This is a genomic window from Tautonia sociabilis (genome assembly GCF_003977685.1).
Classification (GTDB): domain Bacteria; phylum Planctomycetota; class Planctomycetia; order Isosphaerales; family Isosphaeraceae; genus Tautonia; species Tautonia sociabilis.
In genome coordinates, this window is sequence record NZ_RYZH01000037.1 from 1 (window position 1) to 18180 (window position 18180).

Sequence of the window (18180 nt, forward strand, 5' to 3'; positions counted from 1 at the left end):
CCACGGTGCGTCGTCGGATGCCTGACGCGGCATGGGTGCGGCTCCCGGGCGGGGCGATCGGACCCGCCGCGGGTATCGTCGCGTCGACTCAGCTCGCTTTCCAGACGCGGTTCATCGGACGGTTACCGAGCATCGGGATGATCCCGGCCGAGGGGCCCTGGATGCGGACGATTCCCGGCTCGATCCTTTCTGGAGGCCGGAGCGGCCAGCCCTCGGCCAGCGGAGCCGGGGCCGACCCTGACGCCGCCCCGGACACGCGAGCGAACACCCGCCGGGCCACCATCGCCCCCTTCCAGCGATCTCGAGCCGGGCCGGCCTCCTCGCCGCCCGAGGTCAACACGCGAAACGGCCAGGAAGCGAAGCGCTGCGGGCTCGGCTCGGTTCGCTCTGCTCCCGCTCCCCGACGCCTGGGCTACCGCCCGGCCCAGCGGGCGACCTCCGGCGTGTAGCGGTCGCCGCTGGCGACGCCCGGGGGGAAGGCGGCGTCGAGCCGGGCGAGCTCGTCGGCCGACAGCTCGAGGTCGACGGCCTTGAGGTTCTCCTCCAGGTGTGAACGCCGCTTCATGCCCGGGATCGGGATGACGCGATCCCCCCGGGAGAGGACCCAGGCCAGGGCCACCACCGCCGGGGAGACGCCGTGCGCCCGGCCGATCGCCTCCAGCGGCTCCAGCAGGGCGAGGTTGCGGGACAGATTCTCGCCGGTGAATCTCGGGTTGTTGGCCCGCCAGTCGCCGGCGGCGATCTGGTCCCGGGCCTTCAGCGCGCCGGTGAGGAAGCCGCGGCCCAGCGGGCTGAACGGCACGAAGGCGATGCCCAGCTCCTGGCAGGCCGGCATCACGTCCGCTTCTGGCTCCCTCGTCCAGAGCGAGTACTCCGACTGCAAGGCCGAGATCGGGTGGACCGCGTGCGCCCTCCTCAGCGTGGCCTCGGAGACCTCCGACAGCCCGATCGCCCGGATCTTCCCCGCCTCGACCAGCTCGGCCATCGCTCCGACCGACTCCTCGACCGGGACGTCGGGATCCACCCGGTGCAGATAGTACAGGTCGATCGCGTCGGTCTGCAGCCGGGCCAGGCTCGCGTCGCAGGCCGACCGGATCCGCTCGGGGCGGCCATCGACGCCGATCTCCTCCGAACCGTCCGGGCCGGGGCGCTTCACCCAGCCGGTCTTGCTCGCCAAGACGAACTCGCCCCGCCTCCCCTTCAGGACGCGACCGATGAGCGATTCATTGTGCCCGTCGCCGTAGGAATCCGCCGTGTCGATCAGGGTGATGCCCCGGTCCAGGGCCAGGTGCAGCGTCGCCTCCGACTCCGCCTCGTCGGCCGGCCCGTACGAGCCGGACATCCCCCAACACCCCAGGCCGATCGCCGAGACGGCCGGCCCGCCGGCCCCAAGTTCTCGCTTCCGCATCGTCGTCCCCTCGCGCTCAACTGTTCCCAATCGTCGACACCGCGATCACGGCTCGTCGACCAGCCGGTGATGCTCCAGGATCGCTCGGACCCGGTCGACCGGAATCGCCTCGACGGTCCGGCCGCGCCCGGTGGTCGTGGTGGCCCGGAGCAGGGCGTTCTCCACGGCCTCCTCGGTCGCCTCCAGCACCGCCTGGAACAGCGGCGAGACGGCGTCCGACGTCAGGATCTCCCGGGTCCGAACGGCCGCCTCCCCGTACCGCTCGCGGAGCCCGGGCGCCGTCGAGAAGGCGATGGCGAAATCGCCGCTCCCGTGGCTGAAGGAGGAGCCGGTCCGGGCCAGGGCGAAGACCGCCCGGGCGGCCAGCCGCTCCAGGTCCCTCGCGTCGATCGGCGCGTCGGTGGCGACCACGATCATGCACGACCCGTCCCCCCGATCGGCCGCCCCCCCCTGCCCCTCCGGCGGGGGTCGGTAGGCGTACCGGCCCAGGGCCTTGCCCACCGGAGCGCCGGCCATCGTCAGCACGCCGCCGAAGTTCGCCTGGACGAGCACCCCGAGCCGCCAGCCTCCCAGCCGATCGGGGAGCACCCGGGACGATGTCCCGATCCCCCCCTTCCAGCCGAACGCCTCGCAGCCGGTCCCGGCGCCGACGCTTCCCTCGGCCACCGGCCCTTCGTCCGCCCCTCGGATCGCGGCCAGGACGTGCTCGGCCGTCACGTGCCCGCCCCGGATGTCATTCAGGCCGCCGTCGTTCGTCTCGCCGACCACCGCGTTGACCGAGCGAACGTCCTCATTCCCCTCTTGCTCCAGCGTCCATCGGACGACCGCCTCGACCGCCGTGCCGACGGCCAGCGTGTTCGTCAGCACGATCGGCGTCTCGATCGTGCCCAGCTCCCGCACCTGGGTCGATCCGGCCAGCTTGCCGAACGCGTTGCCAACGAAGACGGCTCCGGGAACCTTCTCCCGGAACAGGTTCCCCCCGTGCGAGAGGATCGCGGTCACTCCGGTGCGGACGTCCTGCCCCTCGATGATCGTCTCCTGCCCGACGCGGACTCCCGGCACATCGGTGATCGCGTTCATCGGGCCGGTCGGAAAGACGCCGGGGCGGATGCCGAGATCGCGGGCCCGGGGCCGATCCCCCCCGCCGCCGCCGCCGACGACGACGTCGTCGCCGTCGGCCGACACCGCCAGGGCGAGCAGCATCACCGCCGCCGATCCGATCGAGAAGGCGGCCATCGGCCGATCTCCGGGGGGCCTTCCAGCCGGGCCGATCGCGGCCAGCCCGCGATCCGAAGGGCCCCAGGATAGCCAACTCGGCGGCCCTCCGCACTCCCCCTGCTCGCGGACGAGGGCCGCCCCAGGGGGCGGCCCTCGCGTCGGATCCTTCATCCGGGGCCGGGCTCAGCCGACCGCGGTCAGTTCCTTCTCCGGCTCGGGCTTCAGGCGGGGGGCCGGCCGCTTGCCTTCGGCGAGCCGTCGGATCACCACGTAGAAAACCGGCGTGAAGAACAGGCCGAAGATCGTCACGCCGAGCATCCCGAAGAAGACGACGGTGCCCAGCGCCTGCCTCATCTCGGCGCCGGCGCCGGTGGCCAGCAGCAGCGGGATGACGCCCAAGACGAACGAGAAGCTCGTCATCAGGATTGGCCGCAATCGCAGGCGGCTCGCCTCCAGGGCGGCCGAGACGCGGTCGAGCCCCTCGTCCTGCTTGGCCTTGGCGAACTCGACGATGAGGATCGCGTTCTTGCTCGCCAGGCCCATCAGCACGACGAAGCCGATCTGCGTCAGCAGGTTGTTGTCCTGGCCCCTCAGGATCACCCCGGCGATGCCCGAGAGCAGGCACATGGGCACGATCAGGATGATCGCCAGCGGCAGCCCCAGGCTCTCGTACTGCGCCGCCAGCACGAGGAAGACGAACAGGACGCAGAGCGGGAAGATGTAGACCGCCGTGTCCTGCTGCTGTTGCTCCTGGTAGGCGATGTCGGTCCACTCATACGAGATGCCCCGAGGGAGGATCTCGGCGGCGAGCCGCTCCATCGTCTCGAGCGACTGGCCGGAGCTGAAGCCGGGGAGCGTGTCGCCGGAGAGGTCGGCCGCGGGGTAGAGGTTGTAGCGGATCACGCGGTCGGGAGCCGTGATCTGCTCCAGCTCCACGAGCGACCCGAGCGGCACCGGGGCCCCCTGGGCGCTGAGCACCCGGAGCCGGCCGATGTCCTCCTCCTCGTTCCGGAACGGCTCGTCGGCCTGGGCGGCCACGCGATAGGTGCGGCCGAGCAAGTTGAAGTCGTTCACGTAGACCGACCCCAGGTACACCTGCAGGGCCTCGAAGACGCGCTCCAGCGGCACGTCGAGCATCCGGGCCTTGGTCCGGTCGATGTCGGCGAAGAGCTGCGGCGTGGAGGCGCGGAAAGTGGAGAACACCTGGACGAGCCCCGGCGCTTGGTTGGCGGCCATGGCGAGGGCCATGGTCGATCGCTGCAGCGCGTCGTATCCCAGGCCGGCTCGGTCCTGGACCATCATCTTGAACCCGCCGCCGGTCCCCAGGCCGCGCACCGGGGGAGGAGGGATGACAAACACCTGGGCGCCGGTGATCGAGGCCATCTTGCCGCGGAGCTGGCCAAGAATCGCATCATGCTCGATCCCCTTCGCCGTCCGATCGGGGAAGGGCTCGAGCGTGACGAACACGGCCGCCGCGTTCGCGCTATTCACCCGGGTCGCCCCGGAGAAGCCGGCGAAGGCCACGGCTCCCGCCACACCCTCGGTGTCGCGAGCCAGATCGACGATCTGACGCGTCACCTCGTCGGTCCGGGCAAGCGAGGCGCCGTCGGGGAGCTGGGCGGCCACGATCAGGTAGCCCTGGTCCTGGGCTGGGATGAACCCAGTTGGCACGCTGCGGAAGCCGTACCCGGTCGCCGCCATCAGGCCAACGTACACGATCAGCGCCAGCGCGGCGCCGCGGACAACCCGTCGGAGCAGGAACACATACCCGTTGGTCGCCGCGTCGAGCGACCGGTTGAACGCCCGGAAGAACCAGCCGAAGAAGAAGTTCCAGATCCGGTCGAACAGGTCGGGCTTGGCGTCCCGGTGCTTCAGCATCAGGGCGCAGAGGGCCGGGCTGAGGGTCAGCGAGACGAACGTCGAGATCGACACCGACACGGCGATCGTCAGCGCGAACTGCCGGTAGAACTGCCCGCTGATCCCCGAGAGGAACGACGTGGGCACGAACACGGCGATGAGCACCAGCGTCGTGGCGATCAGCGCCCCGCTGATCTCGTCCATCGACCGGCGCGCCGCCTCTCGGGGAGAGAGCCCCGCGGCCAGGTTCCGCTCCACGTTCTCGACCACCACGATGGCGTCGTCCACCACCGTGCCGATGGCCAGCACCAGGCCGAACAGCGACAGGTTGTTCAGCGAGAACCCGAGCATCTGCATCGCCGCGAACGTGCCGACCAGCGACACCGGGATCGCCGCCAGCGGGATGATCGTCGCCCGCCAGCTTTGCAGGAAGATCAAGACCGTCAGCGCCACCAGGCCCGTGGCGATGAACAGCGTCTCGAACACCTCGTCGATCGAATCCTGGATGTACTGCGTTGGGTTGTAGATCAGGCGGTATTCCAGGCCCGGAGGGAAGTCCAGCGACAGCTCCTCGAGCGCCTCGACGACATCCCGGGCCGTCTCCACCGCGTTCGAGCCCGGCTGCTGGAAGACGACGACGGCGACCGCCTCGTCCCCATTCAGGTAGCTGTTGACCGAGTAGTCCCACACCCCCAGCTCGACCCGGGCCACATCGCCAACGCGGACCAGCCTCCCCTCCTCGCCGGTGCGGACGATCACGTCGGCGAACTGCTGCGGGTCCGACAGGCGGCCGAGCGTGTTCACCGGCAGCAACAGCTCGTTCTCCGGCCCGATCGGCGTCCGGCCGATGGCGCCGGCGGCCACCTGCACGTTCTGCCCGCGCAGGGCCTCGACCACCTGGCCGGCGGTCATGCCCAGGGCGGCGAGCTTGTCGGCGTCGAGCCAGACTCGGATGCTGTACTCCCGGGCGCCGAAGATGCGGACGTCCCCCACCCCCTTCAGGCGGGCGAGCACGTCCCGGACGCGCAGCAGGGCATAGTTGCTCACGTAGAGCCGGTCATACGAGTCGTCTGGCGAGATGAGGTGCGCCACCAGCAACAGGTCGGGAGACTGCTTGCGGGTGGTGATCCCGATGCGCCGCACCTCCTCCGGCAGCCTCGGCTCGGCCACGGCCACTCGGTTCTGCACCAGCACCTGGGCCACGTCCAGGTCGGTGCCCAGCTCGAAGGTGACGGTGATCGTCATGGAGCCGTCGTTGGCCGACTGCGACTCCATGTACATCATCCCCTCCACGCCGTTGATCTCCTGCTCCAGCGGCGTGGCCACGGTGCGGGCGATCACGTCGGGCGAGGCGCCGGGGTACTGGGCCGAGACGACCACGGTGGGGGGCGCCACGTCGGGGTACTGGGCCACCGGCAGGCTGACGAATGCCAGGGCGCCGACAATCGTGATGACGATCGACAGCACTCCGGCGAAAATCGGCCGGTCGATAAAGAAGTGCGCGAAGCTCCTCATGGGGCGAACCTCCTCCCGGCCGCGAAGCCGACCGCCCCCGAGTCGGGCGGATAGGGATCCTCGATCGGCATCTCGCGGGCCCAGAGCTCCTCGTCGACCTCGATGGTCCCCTCCTCGGGGCGGACCTCCATGCCATCACGGAGCGACTGGATCCCCTCGATGATCACGCGGTCCTCCGGGCCGACGCCGTGCTGGATGATCCGCAGGCCCGCCACGGCCCGGCCCAGCTCCACCCGGCGGCGGGCGACCTTCCCCTCGGCGTCGAGCACGAAGACGAACGCCTGGTTCTGGTCGCGGATGATCGACCCATCGGGCAGCAGGGTCGCCTCATACGGGGCGCTGCCCGGCAACCGGACGCGGGCGAAGAGGCCGGGAGTGAGCACCCCGTCCGGGTTGGGCAGGATCGCCCTCCCCCGCATGGTGCCGGTGAACTGGTCCACGCGGTTGTCCACGAAGTCCATCCTCCCCCGGTGCGGGAACCCCTCCTCGTCGGCCAGTTGGATGGCGACCGGCGTGGCGAAATCGCGAGAGCTGGGGAGGCTCCCCTCCTGGGACCTCCTCACGTACTTCAGGTAGTCGCGCTCGTTGGCGTCGAAGTAGACGTGGATCGGGTCGAGCGAGACGATCGTGGCCAGCAGGGTCGCCTGGCCGGACTCGCCGTTGACCAGGTTCCCCACCGTCACCAGGTGCCGGCCGATCCGACCGGAGACGGGGGCCTCGATCGTGCAGAACTCCACGTCCAGCTCGGCCGCCTCCAGGGCCGCCTCGGCGGCGGCCACGTCGGCCTCTGCCTGGCGGACCTGGCTCGCCTTGATGTCGTACTCCTCCTGCGTCTCGGCATTGCGGCGGACGAGCTGCGCCGATCGGTTCTGCTCCCGGCGCGCCAGCTCCAGCTGCGCCCGAGCCTGCTCCAGCCTCGCGGCCGCCTGGTCGCGCGCGGCCTCGTAGGGCCGGGGGTCGATGGTGAACAGCAGGTCCCCTTCGGCGACCATGTCGCCGTCCTTGAAGTGGATCTCCTCCAGGTAGCCGCTCACCCGGGAGCGGACCTCGACCGTCTCCACCGCCTGGAGCCGGCCGGTGAAGTAATCCCACTCAATCACCTCCCGGACGATCGGCGTCGCGACCACGACCGACGGGGGCGGCATGACCGGCGCCGGCGCGGCCTCCCGGCACCCGGAGGCGGCGGCCAGCAGGCCCAGGCCCAGGCACAGCCCGACCGCCGAGATTCGATCCCACGATCTCATGATTGTTCGATCCCCTGATCCTCGTTCGGCGATCCGCCCCACCCGGCGCGGCCGCTAGTGGGCCCCTCTCCGATTCAGTCGCCGATCCCGGCCGGCTCCATCGCGGGGTAGTCGATGTACCCCCGCTCACCTCCTCCGTAGAACGTGGAGGGGTCCGGCTCGTTGAGCGGTGCCCCGAGTCGGAGCCGCTCCGGCAGGTCCGGGTTCGCGAGGAACAGCACGCCGAACGAGACGAGATCGGCGTGGCCGGCGCGGAGCACGGCCTCGGCGCGGTCGCGGTCGTACCCGCCGTTGGCGATGATCGGGTTGCGGAACCTCGGCCGGAAGAACGCCGCGTCCAGCCGCGAGCGTGCCCCGTGGCTCACGTCCTTCTCCAGCGTCTCGACCAGGTGCAGGTACGCGAGCCCGTACTCATCCAGCCGGTCGACCGCGTAACCGAAGGTGGCCTCCGGGTCCGAATCGCTCATGTCGTTGAACGTGCTGTTGGGGGAAAGACGCACCCCCACCCGGCCAGCCCCCCAGACCCCGGCGACGGCCTCCACCACCTCCAGCAGCAGCCGGGCCCGGTTCTCTGGAGGCCCGCCGTAGACGTCCGTCCGACGGTTGGTCCCATCCCGGAGGAACTGGTCGAGCAAGTAGCCGTTGGCCCCGTGAATCTCGACCCCGTCGAAGCCGGCATCCATCGCGAGTCGGGCCCCCCGGCGGTACATCTCCACGATGCCCGGGATCTCCTCCTCCTCCAGCGCCCGGGGCGTCTCGAATGGCTTCGGCCCCGCGAAGGTGGTCACCATCCCCACCCTCGGCGCGATCGCCGAGGGTGCCACCGGCAGGGCCCCTCCCGGCTGGAAATCGGGGTGGGAAATGCGGCCGACGTGCCAGAGCTGGAGGAAGATCCGCCCCCCGCGGTCGTGTACCGCGTCGGTCACCAGCCGCCAGCCGGCGACCTGCTCCGGCGCGTGGATGCCCGGCGTCATCGGGTAGCCCTGGCCGGTCGGGTCGACTTGAGTCGCCTCGCTGACGATCAGGCCAGCGCCGGAGCGCTGGGCGTAGTACGTCGCGTTCATCGGCCCGGGCACGTTGCCGGCCCCGGCTCGGCAGCGGGTCAGCGGCGCCATCACCACGCGGTTCGGCAGCCGATACGGCCCCACCCAGCAGGGCTCCATGAGCCGCAATTCGCTCGATCCCGATGCGGACATGTGTGTCGATGCCCCTCGATGACCACCACCCGCCCCGGCTCGGAGCGGACGCCGAACGGGAACGTCCCGCCCGGACGCTCGGACTCGAACCCGTCGAAACCACCGCATCCCGATCCGATCCGATCCGGCCGGCCTTAAGCCGGGGGACGCAGGACCGTGCCGAAGATCACCTCCAGAAACGACCGCAGGGGCCGGGGGCTCTGGAGCGTCTTGGCCCGCAGCAGGGCCCCCTGCCAGCCGTCGGCCAGCAGCTCGGCCAGGGCCCGGGGATCGATGTCCCGCCGGAGGTGCCCGAGCCCCTGCGCTTCGGCCAGGCAGGCCCCGATGCGGTCAGCCCAGGAGTCGAGCACCTCGGAGAGCCGCTCCCGGAAGGCCTCGCTCTGCTCGGCCATCTCCTGGCTCAGCTTGCCCACCAGGCACCCGCTGCGGCAGCGGCCGGCCTCGAAGCGGTCGGCCGCGCGGTCGAAGTAGCACCGGAGCCGATCCAGGGGGGCCAGGCTCCGGTCCCCCAGCAACTCGTCCAGCTCCCCCGAGGACTCCCGAACGAAGGAGTCGATCACCGCCAGACCAAAGTCCTCCTTGCTCCCGAAGTAGTAGTAGAAGGAGCCCTTCGGCACGCCGGCCGCCTTCAGCATCGCCTCCAGCCCAGCCGCGTGGTATCCCCGCTCCAGGAACACCTTCCGGCCCACCTCCAGCAGCGCCTCCCGAGTCCGGTCGCGATCCGCCATGACCTCCTCCACGGGGCAAGGCCCCAGGCCGTCCCCAGCATAGTAGACCGGTCGTCTAGTTCGTCAAGGGACCCATCGCCTCCGCCCGCCGGGCACGTCCTCGGCCCCGAGGGCGATCACCCGATCTTCATCGGTTTCTGCTACCATCGCAACCGGGTCCGGAGCCCCGATCTCGACCCGATCCGGGCCGCCGGAGCATCATCGAGCCGCCTTGCGAGGGAACTCCACCGTGACACCGATCCGCATCGCCCCGCTGCTTGCCCTGGCGGGCCTGACGCTGCCTCCGATCGCGACCTCCTCCCAGGACGACCGGCCGGCGACCGCCACCGGCGTCGTCTTCCACGACCGAGACCGCGACGGTTCCCGGGGCGACGACGAGGAGGGCATCGCCGGCGTCCGCGTCTCCAACGGCCGAGAGATCGCCACCACCGACGCCGAGGGACGCTACGAGCTGCCCATCGACGACGACACCATCCTTTTCGTCATCAAGCCCCGCGGCTGGATGACCCCGGTCAACGAGGACCATCTGCCCCGGTTCTTCTACATCCACAAGCCGGCCGGCTCCCCCGAGTCCCGCTTCCCCGGCGTCGCTCCCACCGGCCCCCTTCCCGAGTCGATCGACTTCCCGCTGCATCCGCAGGCCGAGCCCGACGTCTTCCGCGCCCTCTTCTTCGGCGACACCCAGCCGCGTGACCTCAAGGAGGTCGAGTACATCGCCCACGACGTCATCGAGCCGATCCTCCGCGAGGGGACCGATGCCTCCTTCGGCGTCACCCTCGGCGACATCGTCTTCGACGACCTCTCGGTGATGGACCCGCTGAACAAGGCCATCGCGCTGATCGGCATCCCCTGGTACAACGTCATCGGCAACCACGACATGAACTACGACGCCGACGACGACGACCACTCCGACGAGACCTTCGAGCGCATCTACGGCCCCAGCTACTACGCCTTCGACCACGGCCCGGTCCACTTCCTCGTGCTCGACGACGTCTCCTGGTTCGTCCCCGAGGGGGAGGACCGCGGCCGCTACATCGGAGGCCTGGGAGCGAGGCAAATGGAATTCATCCGCAACGACCTGGCCATGATCCCCGAGGACCAGCTCGTCGTCCTGATGATGCACATCCCGCTGCTGGAGGTTGAAGACCGCCAGGAGCTCTACCGGCTCATCGAGCAGCGGCCCTTCGCCCTCTCCGTCTCCGCGCACACCCACTTCCTCGAGCACGTCTTCATCGGCGAGGAAGACGGCTTCCGCGGCGCCCAGCCGCACCACCACGTCGTCAACGTGACCGTCTGCGGCTCCTGGTGGAGCGGCACCCCCGACGAGCAGGGCATCCCCCACACCACCATGCGCGACGGCGCCCCGAACGGCTACTCCGTCTTCACCTTCGACGGCCACGACTACGACATCGAGTTCCGCGCCGCCCGCCGACCCGCCGACCACCAGATGACGATCTTCGCCCCCGAGGAGGTCGCCTCCTCCGACGCCGGCGACACCGAAGTACTCGTCAACGTCTTCAACGGCTCCGAGAAGTCCACCGTCGAGATGGCCTTCGGCGACTCCGAGTCCTGGACCCTCCTGGAGCACGTCGCGGTCCCCGACCCCTACTACGCGAAGATGAAGGAGCTCGAAGCCGGAGCGAACCCGCCTCCCGGCCGCAAGCTCCCCGGGATCATCGACTCCCCCCACATCTGGCGAGGCCTGCTTCCCGCCGACCCCGAGCCCGGCACCCACGTCATCCGGGTCCGCACGACCGACCAGTTCGGCAAGACCTACTTCGACCAGCGGATCATCCGCGTCCGCTGACCTTCTCCGCTCCCCCGGGGACGGCCGGGGAGGGACACCCTCCCTCCCCGCCTCCCCTTGGGTCGAGCCTCGCCAGCCGCCGCCCGCGCCGGCGATCCGGAATTCCCCAACGATCTCCCTTCCGAGATCGTCTAACCAGGGGGGCCCGCCGATCGGCCGGGTCCGGCTCCCCGGATCGTCGCGCGACCATCCCGTCTCCCCGAGCGAGGCCCCGACTCCGATGCGAACGCCAACCGCCATCCCGGTCCTTCTGACCCTGCTCGCCCCCGGCTGCGGGGCCCCCGCGGTCGAGTCCACCGGCAACGCCCCCGACCTCGGGGCAACCACGGTCATCACCCGAGAGCGGGCGAACCTCGAACCCTCGGTCGAGTACGACGCCGCCCCGGCCAGGGATCGAGGACCCGCGGACATGGCGGCGATGGGCATGATGGGCATGATGGGCGGGGTGATGGCCGCTGCCCCGGCCTCGCCCCCCCAGGAGGAGCCGCCCCCGGCCGAGACGCTCGCCCGGAAGATCATCTACGATGCCCAGATCGAGCTGCTCGTCGAGGATCTCGACCCCACCGCCGATCGCATCGCCGCGCTGGTCGAGGAGCACTCCGGCTACATCGCCGAACAGGACCTCTCCGGCTCTCCCGGCTCCCGACGAGGCGGCCGATGGACGCTCCGCGTGCCGGTCGAGCGGTTCGAGGACCTCGTCCGCGACCTTCTCGCCCTCGGCGAGCTCCAGCGCAACCAGCGCACCTCCCAGGACGTGACCGAGCAGTATTACGACATCGAGGCCCGCATCCGGAACAAGCGCGTCGAGGAGCAGACCCTCCTGAAGATCCTCGACGAGCGCAGCGGCAAGCTGGAAGACGTGCTCAAGGTTGAGGTCGAGCTGAGCCGCGTCCGAGGCGAGATCGAGCAGCTCGAGGGGAGGCTCCGAGTGCTGGCCAACCTCTCCAGCCTGGCGACGATCACCCTCTCGGTCCGCGAGCGAGACGACTACGAGCCCACGCCCCCCATCGCCCCCGACTTCGGCACCCGGATCGCCCGCGCCTGGGCCTCCTCCCTCGGCCAGTTGCAGGATCTCGGCGAGAACCTTGTCCTCTTCGCCGTCGCCCTGACCCCCTGGATCCCGCTCATCCTGATCGGGCTGGTGGCCGCCTTCGTGCTGCTCCGCTGGTTCCTCCGCTCCCTCCCCAGGCTCTGGGAGCTGGCCCGACGCCCCCTCGGCCCCCCCCGGGCCTCATCCTGACCGCCGCGCCGGGAACCGATCAACCCGCCTCCAGCCGGATCGGGGTGACTCGGCTCGAGGAGCAGGGGAAGCTGGCCGCGTTCCCCGCCCCGCCCCTCCCCGCCCCGCCCGACCGGCCCGGTCGGGCCCGGTCTGGCTTGCCGGAACCGCCCCGCTCGGGTAGGGTGCCGGCTCGGATCGTCGGGGAGTCCGGCGCGGGGCCGCCGCGCCCCCCGAGGATCTCGATTCCGATCGGGAGGCCAGCATGGAGGCGGGCCCTCACGTCCAGCTCGGCTCGCCGACGGCGCCTCGCCGGTCGGCCGAGGCCCGCGTGGCCCTGGTCCACGACTGGCTGACCGGAATGCGAGGCGGGGAGAAGTGCCTGGAGGTCCTCTGCCAGGCCTTCCCGAACGCTCCGCTGTTCACCCTCATTCACCGTCGCGGCGCCACGAGCCCGGCGATTGAGGCAATGGACATCCGCACCTCTCCCCTGCAGCGCCTCCCCGGGGTCTTCCGGCACTACCGGCACCTGCTGCCGCTGATGCCGATGGCGGCGAGATCCTGGCGGCTGGGGCCGGTGGACGTGGTCGTCAGCCTCAGCCACTGCGTCGCCAAGGCCGTCCGGGTCCCCCGAGGGGTACCGCATCTCTGCTACTGCTTCACCCCCATGCGCTACGCCTGGGACGGCCGCGCCGCCTACCTCGACGGCTGGCTCGGCAAGCCCGTCCGCCGCGCGATGGCCGGCGCTGCGCTCGACCGCCTCCGCTCCTGGGACCGCCAGACCGCCGCGGGCGTCACCCAGTTCGTCGCCATTTCCGAGACCGTCCGCCGTCGCATCGCCCGCTGCTACGGCCGGGACAGCCGCGTCATTCCCCCTCCCGTCGACACCCGGTTCTACACCCCCGACCCCTCCTCCCGGCGCGACGACGGGCCGTACCTTTGCGTCTCCGCCCTCGTCCCCTACAAGAAGCTGGAGCACGCCGTCCTTGCCTGCTCCTCCTCCGGCCGACCGCTGGTGGTGATTGGCTCCGGCCCCGAGCGGCCGAAGCTGGAGCGCCTGGCCGGGCCCACCGTCCGCTTCCTCGGCTGGCAGCCCGACGAGGTCATCCGCGACCACTACCGCCGCTGCCGAGCCCTGCTCTTCCCCGGCGAGGAGGACTTCGGCATCGTCCCCGCCGAGGCCCTGGCCTGCGGCGCCCCGGTCATCGCCCTCGGCCGAGGAGGAGTGGCCGAGACCGTCGACGACCGCGTCGGCCTCCTCTACGACGAGCCCGGCCCAGGCCCCCTGCTCCGCGCCATCGAAGCCTTCGAGGCTGACGGCGGCCGCCGCGACGCCTCCCTCGCCCGCCTCAAGGCTGAGGCCCTCTCCCCCGACGTCTTCCGAGAGCGCCTCCTCCTCCTCCTCGACGAGCTCCTCGACAACCGAAGCCCCATCCCTCCTCCCCACCTCCCCCGCCGGGTCCGCTCCCGATCCTCCCCGGAACCGGCCGGCAGCCCGGCCGGCTGGCGGGGAGAGTGAACCGGAGCGTCCGCCTCCCCAGCCTGCGAAGCCCCCGGACGGGCCGGCCGACGCGAGCCCGATCCCCTGGACCGGCCCCCGACCTGGAGGGACGAACCGCCCCGCATCCCCGACGGCCCGGCCGGTTGCGGAGCCCCACCGGGCCCCGTAGGATGGCCCCGATACGGTCCAGCCCCCTCGTGCGACCTCTCCGGGCCCATCGAGACCATGAGCACCATCGATCCGCCCGATCGGGCCGAGGACCCCCGCATCGGCCTGCTCGACCAGATCCAGGAGCCCCCTGGAACGCTGGCGAAGGCGTTCCGGCAGGTCGGCCCGGGGCTGATCCTGGCGGCGGCCATCGTCGGCACCGGGGAGCTGATCGCCACCACGCACGCCGGGGCCAAGGCCGGGTTCGTCTTGCTCTGGCTGGTGATCGTCTCCTGCTTCATCAAGGTGTTCGTCCAGGTCGAGCTCGGCCGCTACGCCGTCTCGACCGGCCGGACGACCTTCGCCGGCTTCCGATCGCTGCCGGGGCCGGGGCCGCTGCTGGTCTGGTGGTGCGCGGGAATGCTGTTGGTGACGCAATTGCAGATCGGTGCCATGATCGCCGGCATCGGCCAGGCGGCGCACCTGATCCTGCCCCGCGCCTCGGCCCTGCTGGGCAACGGGGTCGGCCTCGGCGACCGCCCCGACCTGTTTTGGGGCGTCCTCGTAACCGCCGTCACCGCCGCGATGCTCTGGACCGGCAGCTATCGCCTGGTCGAGCGGACCATGACCGCCTTCGTCGCCGTCTTCACGCTGATGACGGTCCTCTGTGTCGTCCTGCTGCCGAAAGACGTGGCGATCCAGTGGAACCAGGTCGCCTCCGGCCTGACCTTCCGCCTCCCCCGCGACCGCGAGGTCATCATGGCCGCCCTGGCCATGTTCGGCATCACCGGCGTCGGCGCCACCGAGCTGCTCAGCTACCCCTACTGGTGCATGGAGAAGGGTTATGCCCGCTCCGTCGGCCCGAGGGACGACTCGCGGGCCTGGGCCGACCGGGCCCGAGGCTGGCTCCGGGTGATGCAGCTCGACGCCTGGGTGAGCATGGTCATTTACACGATCGCCACCGTCGCGTTCTTCCTCCTGGGCGCGTCTGTGCTCCACGGCCAGACCGAAGCCGGCGGCCTGCCCGACCGCGTCGATGAGATGATCGCCGCTCTCGTCCAGATGTACGAGCCCGCCCTCGGCCCGACAGCCGCGAAGTGGTTCCTCGTCCTCGGGTCCATCGCCGTCCTCTATTCCACCCTCTTCGCCGCCACCGCCGGCACCGGCCGCCTGCTGGCCGACTTCCTCCGTGTCTGCGGCTACTACCCGTACGACTCTGAGGTCTACCGCCGCCGCTGGGTCCGCTTCTTCTGCGTGTTGCTCCCGGTCCTGGGCCTGCTGCTCTACGTCAGCCTCGGCAACCCGGTGACGATGGTCACGATCGGCGGCCTGATGCAGGCCGTCACGCTCCCCCTGATCGCCTCGGCGGCCGTCTTCCTCCGCTATCGGAGGACCGACCAGCGGCTGGTCAGCGGGATCGTCTGGGACGTGCTCCTCTGGCTCTCGATGATCGGCCTCATCGGCGCCGGCGGCTACCTCGCCGCCGACCGCCTCGGCCTCATCGGCGGCTGACGGGGGCGGCTCGCTCGCCCCTACCCGACGTCTCTTCCCCCTCATCCGGAAGCCACGGGCGGCGAGCCCGCCAGTGCTCCAGGACGCTCGAATCTCCGCGCCCCGCCCCTCCCCGAGGCCTTCTTTTGGCCCGACGGCAACCAGCCCGACTCGACGACGGCCAGGCCCCGGCCCTATAACATCCCCTGGTGCACCGTCCCCGACCGCGGCGGCCACCCGGCTGGCCCGATCGCCGCGCCCGCCCTGCCCCGCCCCGCTCCCCGAAGGATCGCTCCCCGTGATCGCCCTGCTGCTCCGGGCCCGCCTGGTCCTCTTCGCCGCCGTGACGCTGGCGCTGGTCCTGCTCGCGCTCTTCGGCCAGGAGGTCCGCTACGACCAGTCGATCGAGTCCTTCTTCGCCGCCGACGACCCGGCCGTCGTCTCCTACCGCAACGCATCCGCCCTTTTCGGCAACGACCAATTCGTCTTTATCTCCTATCATGACGATGACCTGCTGACACCCGACGGCATCGCCCGGGTCGCCGAGCTCGCCGGCGCCGTCCGGTCGGCCGGCATCGAGGGGGTGGTCGACGTCCAGTCGCTCGACGAGATGCCCCTGTTCTGGCAGCTCGACACCGCCCTGCTCGCCCTGGAGCAAATCCCGGAGACCAAGCGGCTGTTCCTCCCCAGCCGGTCCGAGGTGCTCGACCTCATCAAGCGCGGCCTCTCGGGAGAGGGAGGAGGCCGATGGGCCACCCCCACCATCGCCGGCGCCCTCGCCTCGGCCGCCGACGACCCGGATCGGCTCAAGGAGCTGCGCGAGCGCATCACCGGCCACCCGCTCCTCAAGGGCACCCTCGTCGACGGCTCCGGCTCCTACACGGCGCTGATGACTCGCCTGAAGGCCGCTGGCGAGCACGACGCCAAGGCCACCGTCTCCGCCCTCCGCCGCATCGCCGACGACTTCGCCGATCGCCACGGCCTCGACCGCCTCCCCGCCGTCGTCGGCCCTCCGGTGCTACTGGCCGACGGCTTCGTCGCCATCGAGGAGGACGGGCGTCGGCTGGCCACTGTCGGCATGCTGCTGATCGGCCTGGTCACGCTCACCGCCACCCGGAGCCTCTGGTGGGCGGCCGTCCCGCTCATCGCCGGCTGGACGACCTGGCTGGCCACCGAGACGATCCTCGGGGTGCTCGACCTCCGCCTCTCGCTCTCCAGCGGGCCGATGATCGCCCAGATCATCGTCCTCACAATGCCCGCCGCCAGCCACCTCGCCCTGCACTTCCGGGACGACCTCCGCACGATGCGAGACCGCCGCGAGGCCGCCCGGGAGACGCTCCGCTCCGTCTCCGAGCCGATCCTCTGGTGCGCCCTGACGGCCACGGTCGGCTACGCCGCGCTCGTCTCCAGCAACGTCGTGCCAATCCGACAGTTCGGCACCGTGCTGGCCATCGCCACCGCCGCCGCCTCGCTGCTGACGCTCCTGCTGGCGCCGACGGCGATGGTCCCGCCGTTGCGGCTGGAACTCCCGGTGCGGCCCGGCTCCACCTCCCGGCTCTCCTCCGTCATGACCCGCCTCACCGCCGCCGTGGGCCGACACCCGGAGCCGATCGTCCTGGGCACCGTGCTCGCCGTCTCCCCGGTGGCCGCGGGCATCGGGCTGATCCGGTACGAATCGAACTACATCAACGCCTTCAAGCCGACAACCCGAGTCGTCCGAGACTATCGCTACGTCGAGCGCAACCTCGGCGGCATCGGCCTCGCCGGCCTGGTCATGCCGATCGAGGGCGGCCTCGACCCCGACGCGCTGGAGCGCATCCGGCGGCTGGACCAGGCCGTCCTGGCGATCGAGCCCACCGCCGGCGGCTCCGGCGTCGAATACGTCACCTCGCTGGCCACCGTGCTCGACCCCGACGGCCGCCTGGCCGGGCTCGATCCCGACCGCCGCTCCTGGCTCCTGCGGACCAAGCTCGACCTGATCGCCGCCTCCCCCCAGGCCGATCTGCTCCGAAGCTTCTGGGACCCCGAGCAGGGCAAGGCCCGCACGATGGTCCGCCTCTCCGAGAGCCAGCCCGCCCCCGCCAAGGTCGCCGTCTTCGACCGCGCCGAGGGAATCGCCCGAGACGAGTTCGGCGACCTCGCCTACCTCACCGGCCTCTCCCACCTGCTCACCCAGACCACCCGGGGGGTGATCGAGACCCAGTGGAACACCTTCGCCATCGCCACCGCCGGCATCCTCGTCATGCTGACCCTGGCCTTCCGCGGCCCCGGCCTGGCACTGCTCGCCCTGCTGCCCACAATGCTGGCCGTCTCCCTGGTACTCGGCCTGATGGGGTGGCTGGGCCTGAAGATGGACATCGCCACGGCGCTGGTGGCCAGCGTCGCCCTCGGGCTGTCGGTCGACGACACGTTCCACTGCCTCCTGCAATTCCGGAGGCGCCGGCTTACGTCCTCCTTCGAGGAAGCCCTCTCCTCCAGCTACGCCATCACCGGGCCGGGGGTCCTGCTGTCGAGCCTCGCCGTGGCCCTGGGGTTCTCCGTCCTGAGGTTCAGCGAGTTCGTCCCGTTCGCCACGTTCGGCCTGATGGTCGCCATCGCCACCGCCGGCAGCTCGATCGGCAACATCGTGCTCCTGCCCGCCTGCCTCAGCCTGGCCCACCGCCTCTCCGACCGTCGCCGCGTTGGCGGTCCCGGCCCCTCCTCCCGGCCGATCGAGGCCGACTCTCCCCGCTGATCGTCATCGCCCGGATGAGCGGCGCCGAATGACTTGCGAATACTAATTTTCTTTTGCTCTTTAATATAGAGATCTACGTTCCACGATCACCCCGCCCCAGAATGCCGCACCTTTG

The 18180-nt window shown here is 70.8% G+C and carries 12 protein-coding genes; 6 read left to right on the top strand and 6 right to left on the bottom strand.

The features are described from left to right. The first annotated feature begins 161 nt into the window (after positions 1–161). The gene (locus TsocGM_RS17670) at positions 162–449 is read left to right on the top strand and encodes a hypothetical protein (RefSeq protein ID WP_126726790.1); all 288 of its coding nucleotides are present in this window, start codon (positions 162–164) and stop codon (positions 447–449) included. On the opposite strand, the gene TsocGM_RS17675 is transcribed toward TsocGM_RS17670, so the two are convergent. The 6 genes from TsocGM_RS17675 to TsocGM_RS17700 all read right to left on the bottom strand — a co-directional run bounded on the left by TsocGM_RS17675 (position 413) and on the right by TsocGM_RS17700 (position 9166). After that, positions 413–1408, bottom strand: coding sequence for an aldo/keto reductase (locus TsocGM_RS17675; RefSeq protein ID WP_126726791.1), 996 nt, complete (start codon positions 1406–1408; stop codon positions 413–415). The genes TsocGM_RS17670 and TsocGM_RS17675 overlap by 37 nt on opposite strands. Before the next feature lie 45 nt (positions 1409–1453). Beyond that, positions 1454–2644 carry a DmpA family aminopeptidase gene (locus TsocGM_RS17680; protein WP_126726792.1) on the bottom strand — a complete coding sequence of 397 codons (1191 nt, stop codon included), beginning with the start codon at positions 2642–2644 and terminating at the stop codon, positions 1454–1456. A gap of 165 nt (positions 2645–2809) precedes the next feature. After that, positions 2810–5998 (bottom strand): efflux RND transporter permease subunit, encoded by a 3189-nt coding sequence (locus TsocGM_RS17685; protein ID WP_126726793.1) that lies wholly within the window; start codon positions 5996–5998, stop codon positions 2810–2812. Continuing rightward, on the bottom strand, positions 5995–7242 hold the full coding sequence (locus tag TsocGM_RS17690) for an efflux RND transporter periplasmic adaptor subunit (RefSeq protein WP_126726794.1): 1248 nt from the start codon (positions 7240–7242) through the stop codon (positions 5995–5997). Before TsocGM_RS17690 ends, TsocGM_RS17685 begins: the two co-directional genes overlap by 4 nt. A 74-nt stretch (positions 7243–7316) precedes the next feature. Then, positions 7317–8438, bottom strand: a complete 1122-nt coding sequence (locus tag TsocGM_RS17695) for an alkene reductase (RefSeq protein WP_126726795.1) — start codon at positions 8436–8438, stop codon at positions 7317–7319. A gap of 134 nt (positions 8439–8572) precedes the next feature. Further along, a complete protein-coding gene (locus tag TsocGM_RS17700) occupies positions 8573–9166 on the bottom strand; it encodes a TetR/AcrR family transcriptional regulator (protein ID WP_126726796.1) in 594 nt (197 codons plus the stop codon). Between the two features lie 229 nt (positions 9167–9395). Here TsocGM_RS17700 and TsocGM_RS17705 point away from each other — a divergent pair, with 229 nt between their 5' ends. The 5 genes from TsocGM_RS17705 (at position 9396) to TsocGM_RS17725 (ending at position 18065) form a co-directional block, all read left to right on the top strand. Beyond that, positions 9396–10973, top strand: coding sequence for a calcineurin-like phosphoesterase C-terminal domain-containing protein (locus TsocGM_RS17705; RefSeq protein ID WP_233579000.1), 1578 nt, complete (start codon positions 9396–9398; stop codon positions 10971–10973). Positions 10974–11193: 220 nt separating this feature from the next. After that, positions 11194–12213 (top strand): DUF4349 domain-containing protein, encoded by a 1020-nt coding sequence (locus TsocGM_RS17710; RefSeq protein WP_126726798.1) that lies wholly within the window; start codon positions 11194–11196, stop codon positions 12211–12213. A 244-nt stretch (positions 12214–12457) separates the two neighbouring features. Further along, a complete protein-coding gene (locus TsocGM_RS17715; protein ID WP_126726799.1) occupies positions 12458–13711 on the top strand; it encodes a glycosyltransferase in 1254 nt (417 codons plus the stop codon). A 207-nt stretch (positions 13712–13918) separates the two neighbouring features. Continuing rightward, positions 13919–15352 carry an Nramp family divalent metal transporter gene (locus TsocGM_RS17720; RefSeq protein WP_126726800.1) on the top strand — a complete coding sequence of 478 codons (1434 nt, stop codon included), beginning with the start codon at positions 13919–13921 and terminating at the stop codon, positions 15350–15352. 277 nt (positions 15353–15629) lie between these two features. Next, positions 15630–18065, top strand: a complete 2436-nt coding sequence (locus TsocGM_RS17725; protein WP_233579002.1) for an efflux RND transporter permease subunit — start codon at positions 15630–15632, stop codon at positions 18063–18065. The last annotated feature ends 115 nt before the right edge of the window (positions 18066–18180 follow it).

Coding starts and splice junctions, on each gene's coding strand:
- TsocGM_RS17670 (WP_126726790.1), top strand. CDS start 162: ATGCGGACGATTCCCGGCTCGATCCTTTCTGGAGGCCGGAGCGGCCAG.
- TsocGM_RS17675 (WP_126726791.1), bottom strand. CDS start 1,408: ATGCGGAAGCGAGAACTTGGGGCCGGCGGGCCGGCCGTCTCGGCGATC.
- TsocGM_RS17680 (WP_126726792.1), bottom strand. CDS start 2,644: ATGGCCGCCTTCTCGATCGGATCGGCGGCGGTGATGCTGCTCGCCCTG.
- TsocGM_RS17685 (WP_126726793.1), bottom strand. CDS start 5,998: ATGAGGAGCTTCGCGCACTTCTTTATCGACCGGCCGATTTTCGCCGGA.
- TsocGM_RS17690 (WP_126726794.1), bottom strand. CDS start 7,242: ATGAGATCGTGGGATCGAATCTCGGCGGTCGGGCTGTGCCTGGGCCTG.
- TsocGM_RS17695 (WP_126726795.1), bottom strand. CDS start 8,438: ATGTCCGCATCGGGATCGAGCGAATTGCGGCTCATGGAGCCCTGCTGG.
- TsocGM_RS17700 (WP_126726796.1), bottom strand. CDS start 9,166: ATGGCGGATCGCGACCGGACTCGGGAGGCGCTGCTGGAGGTGGGCCGG.
- TsocGM_RS17710 (WP_126726798.1), top strand. CDS start 11,194: ATGCGAACGCCAACCGCCATCCCGGTCCTTCTGACCCTGCTCGCCCCC.
- TsocGM_RS17715 (WP_126726799.1), top strand. CDS start 12,458: ATGGAGGCGGGCCCTCACGTCCAGCTCGGCTCGCCGACGGCGCCTCGC.
- TsocGM_RS17720 (WP_126726800.1), top strand. CDS start 13,919: ATGAGCACCATCGATCCGCCCGATCGGGCCGAGGACCCCCGCATCGGC.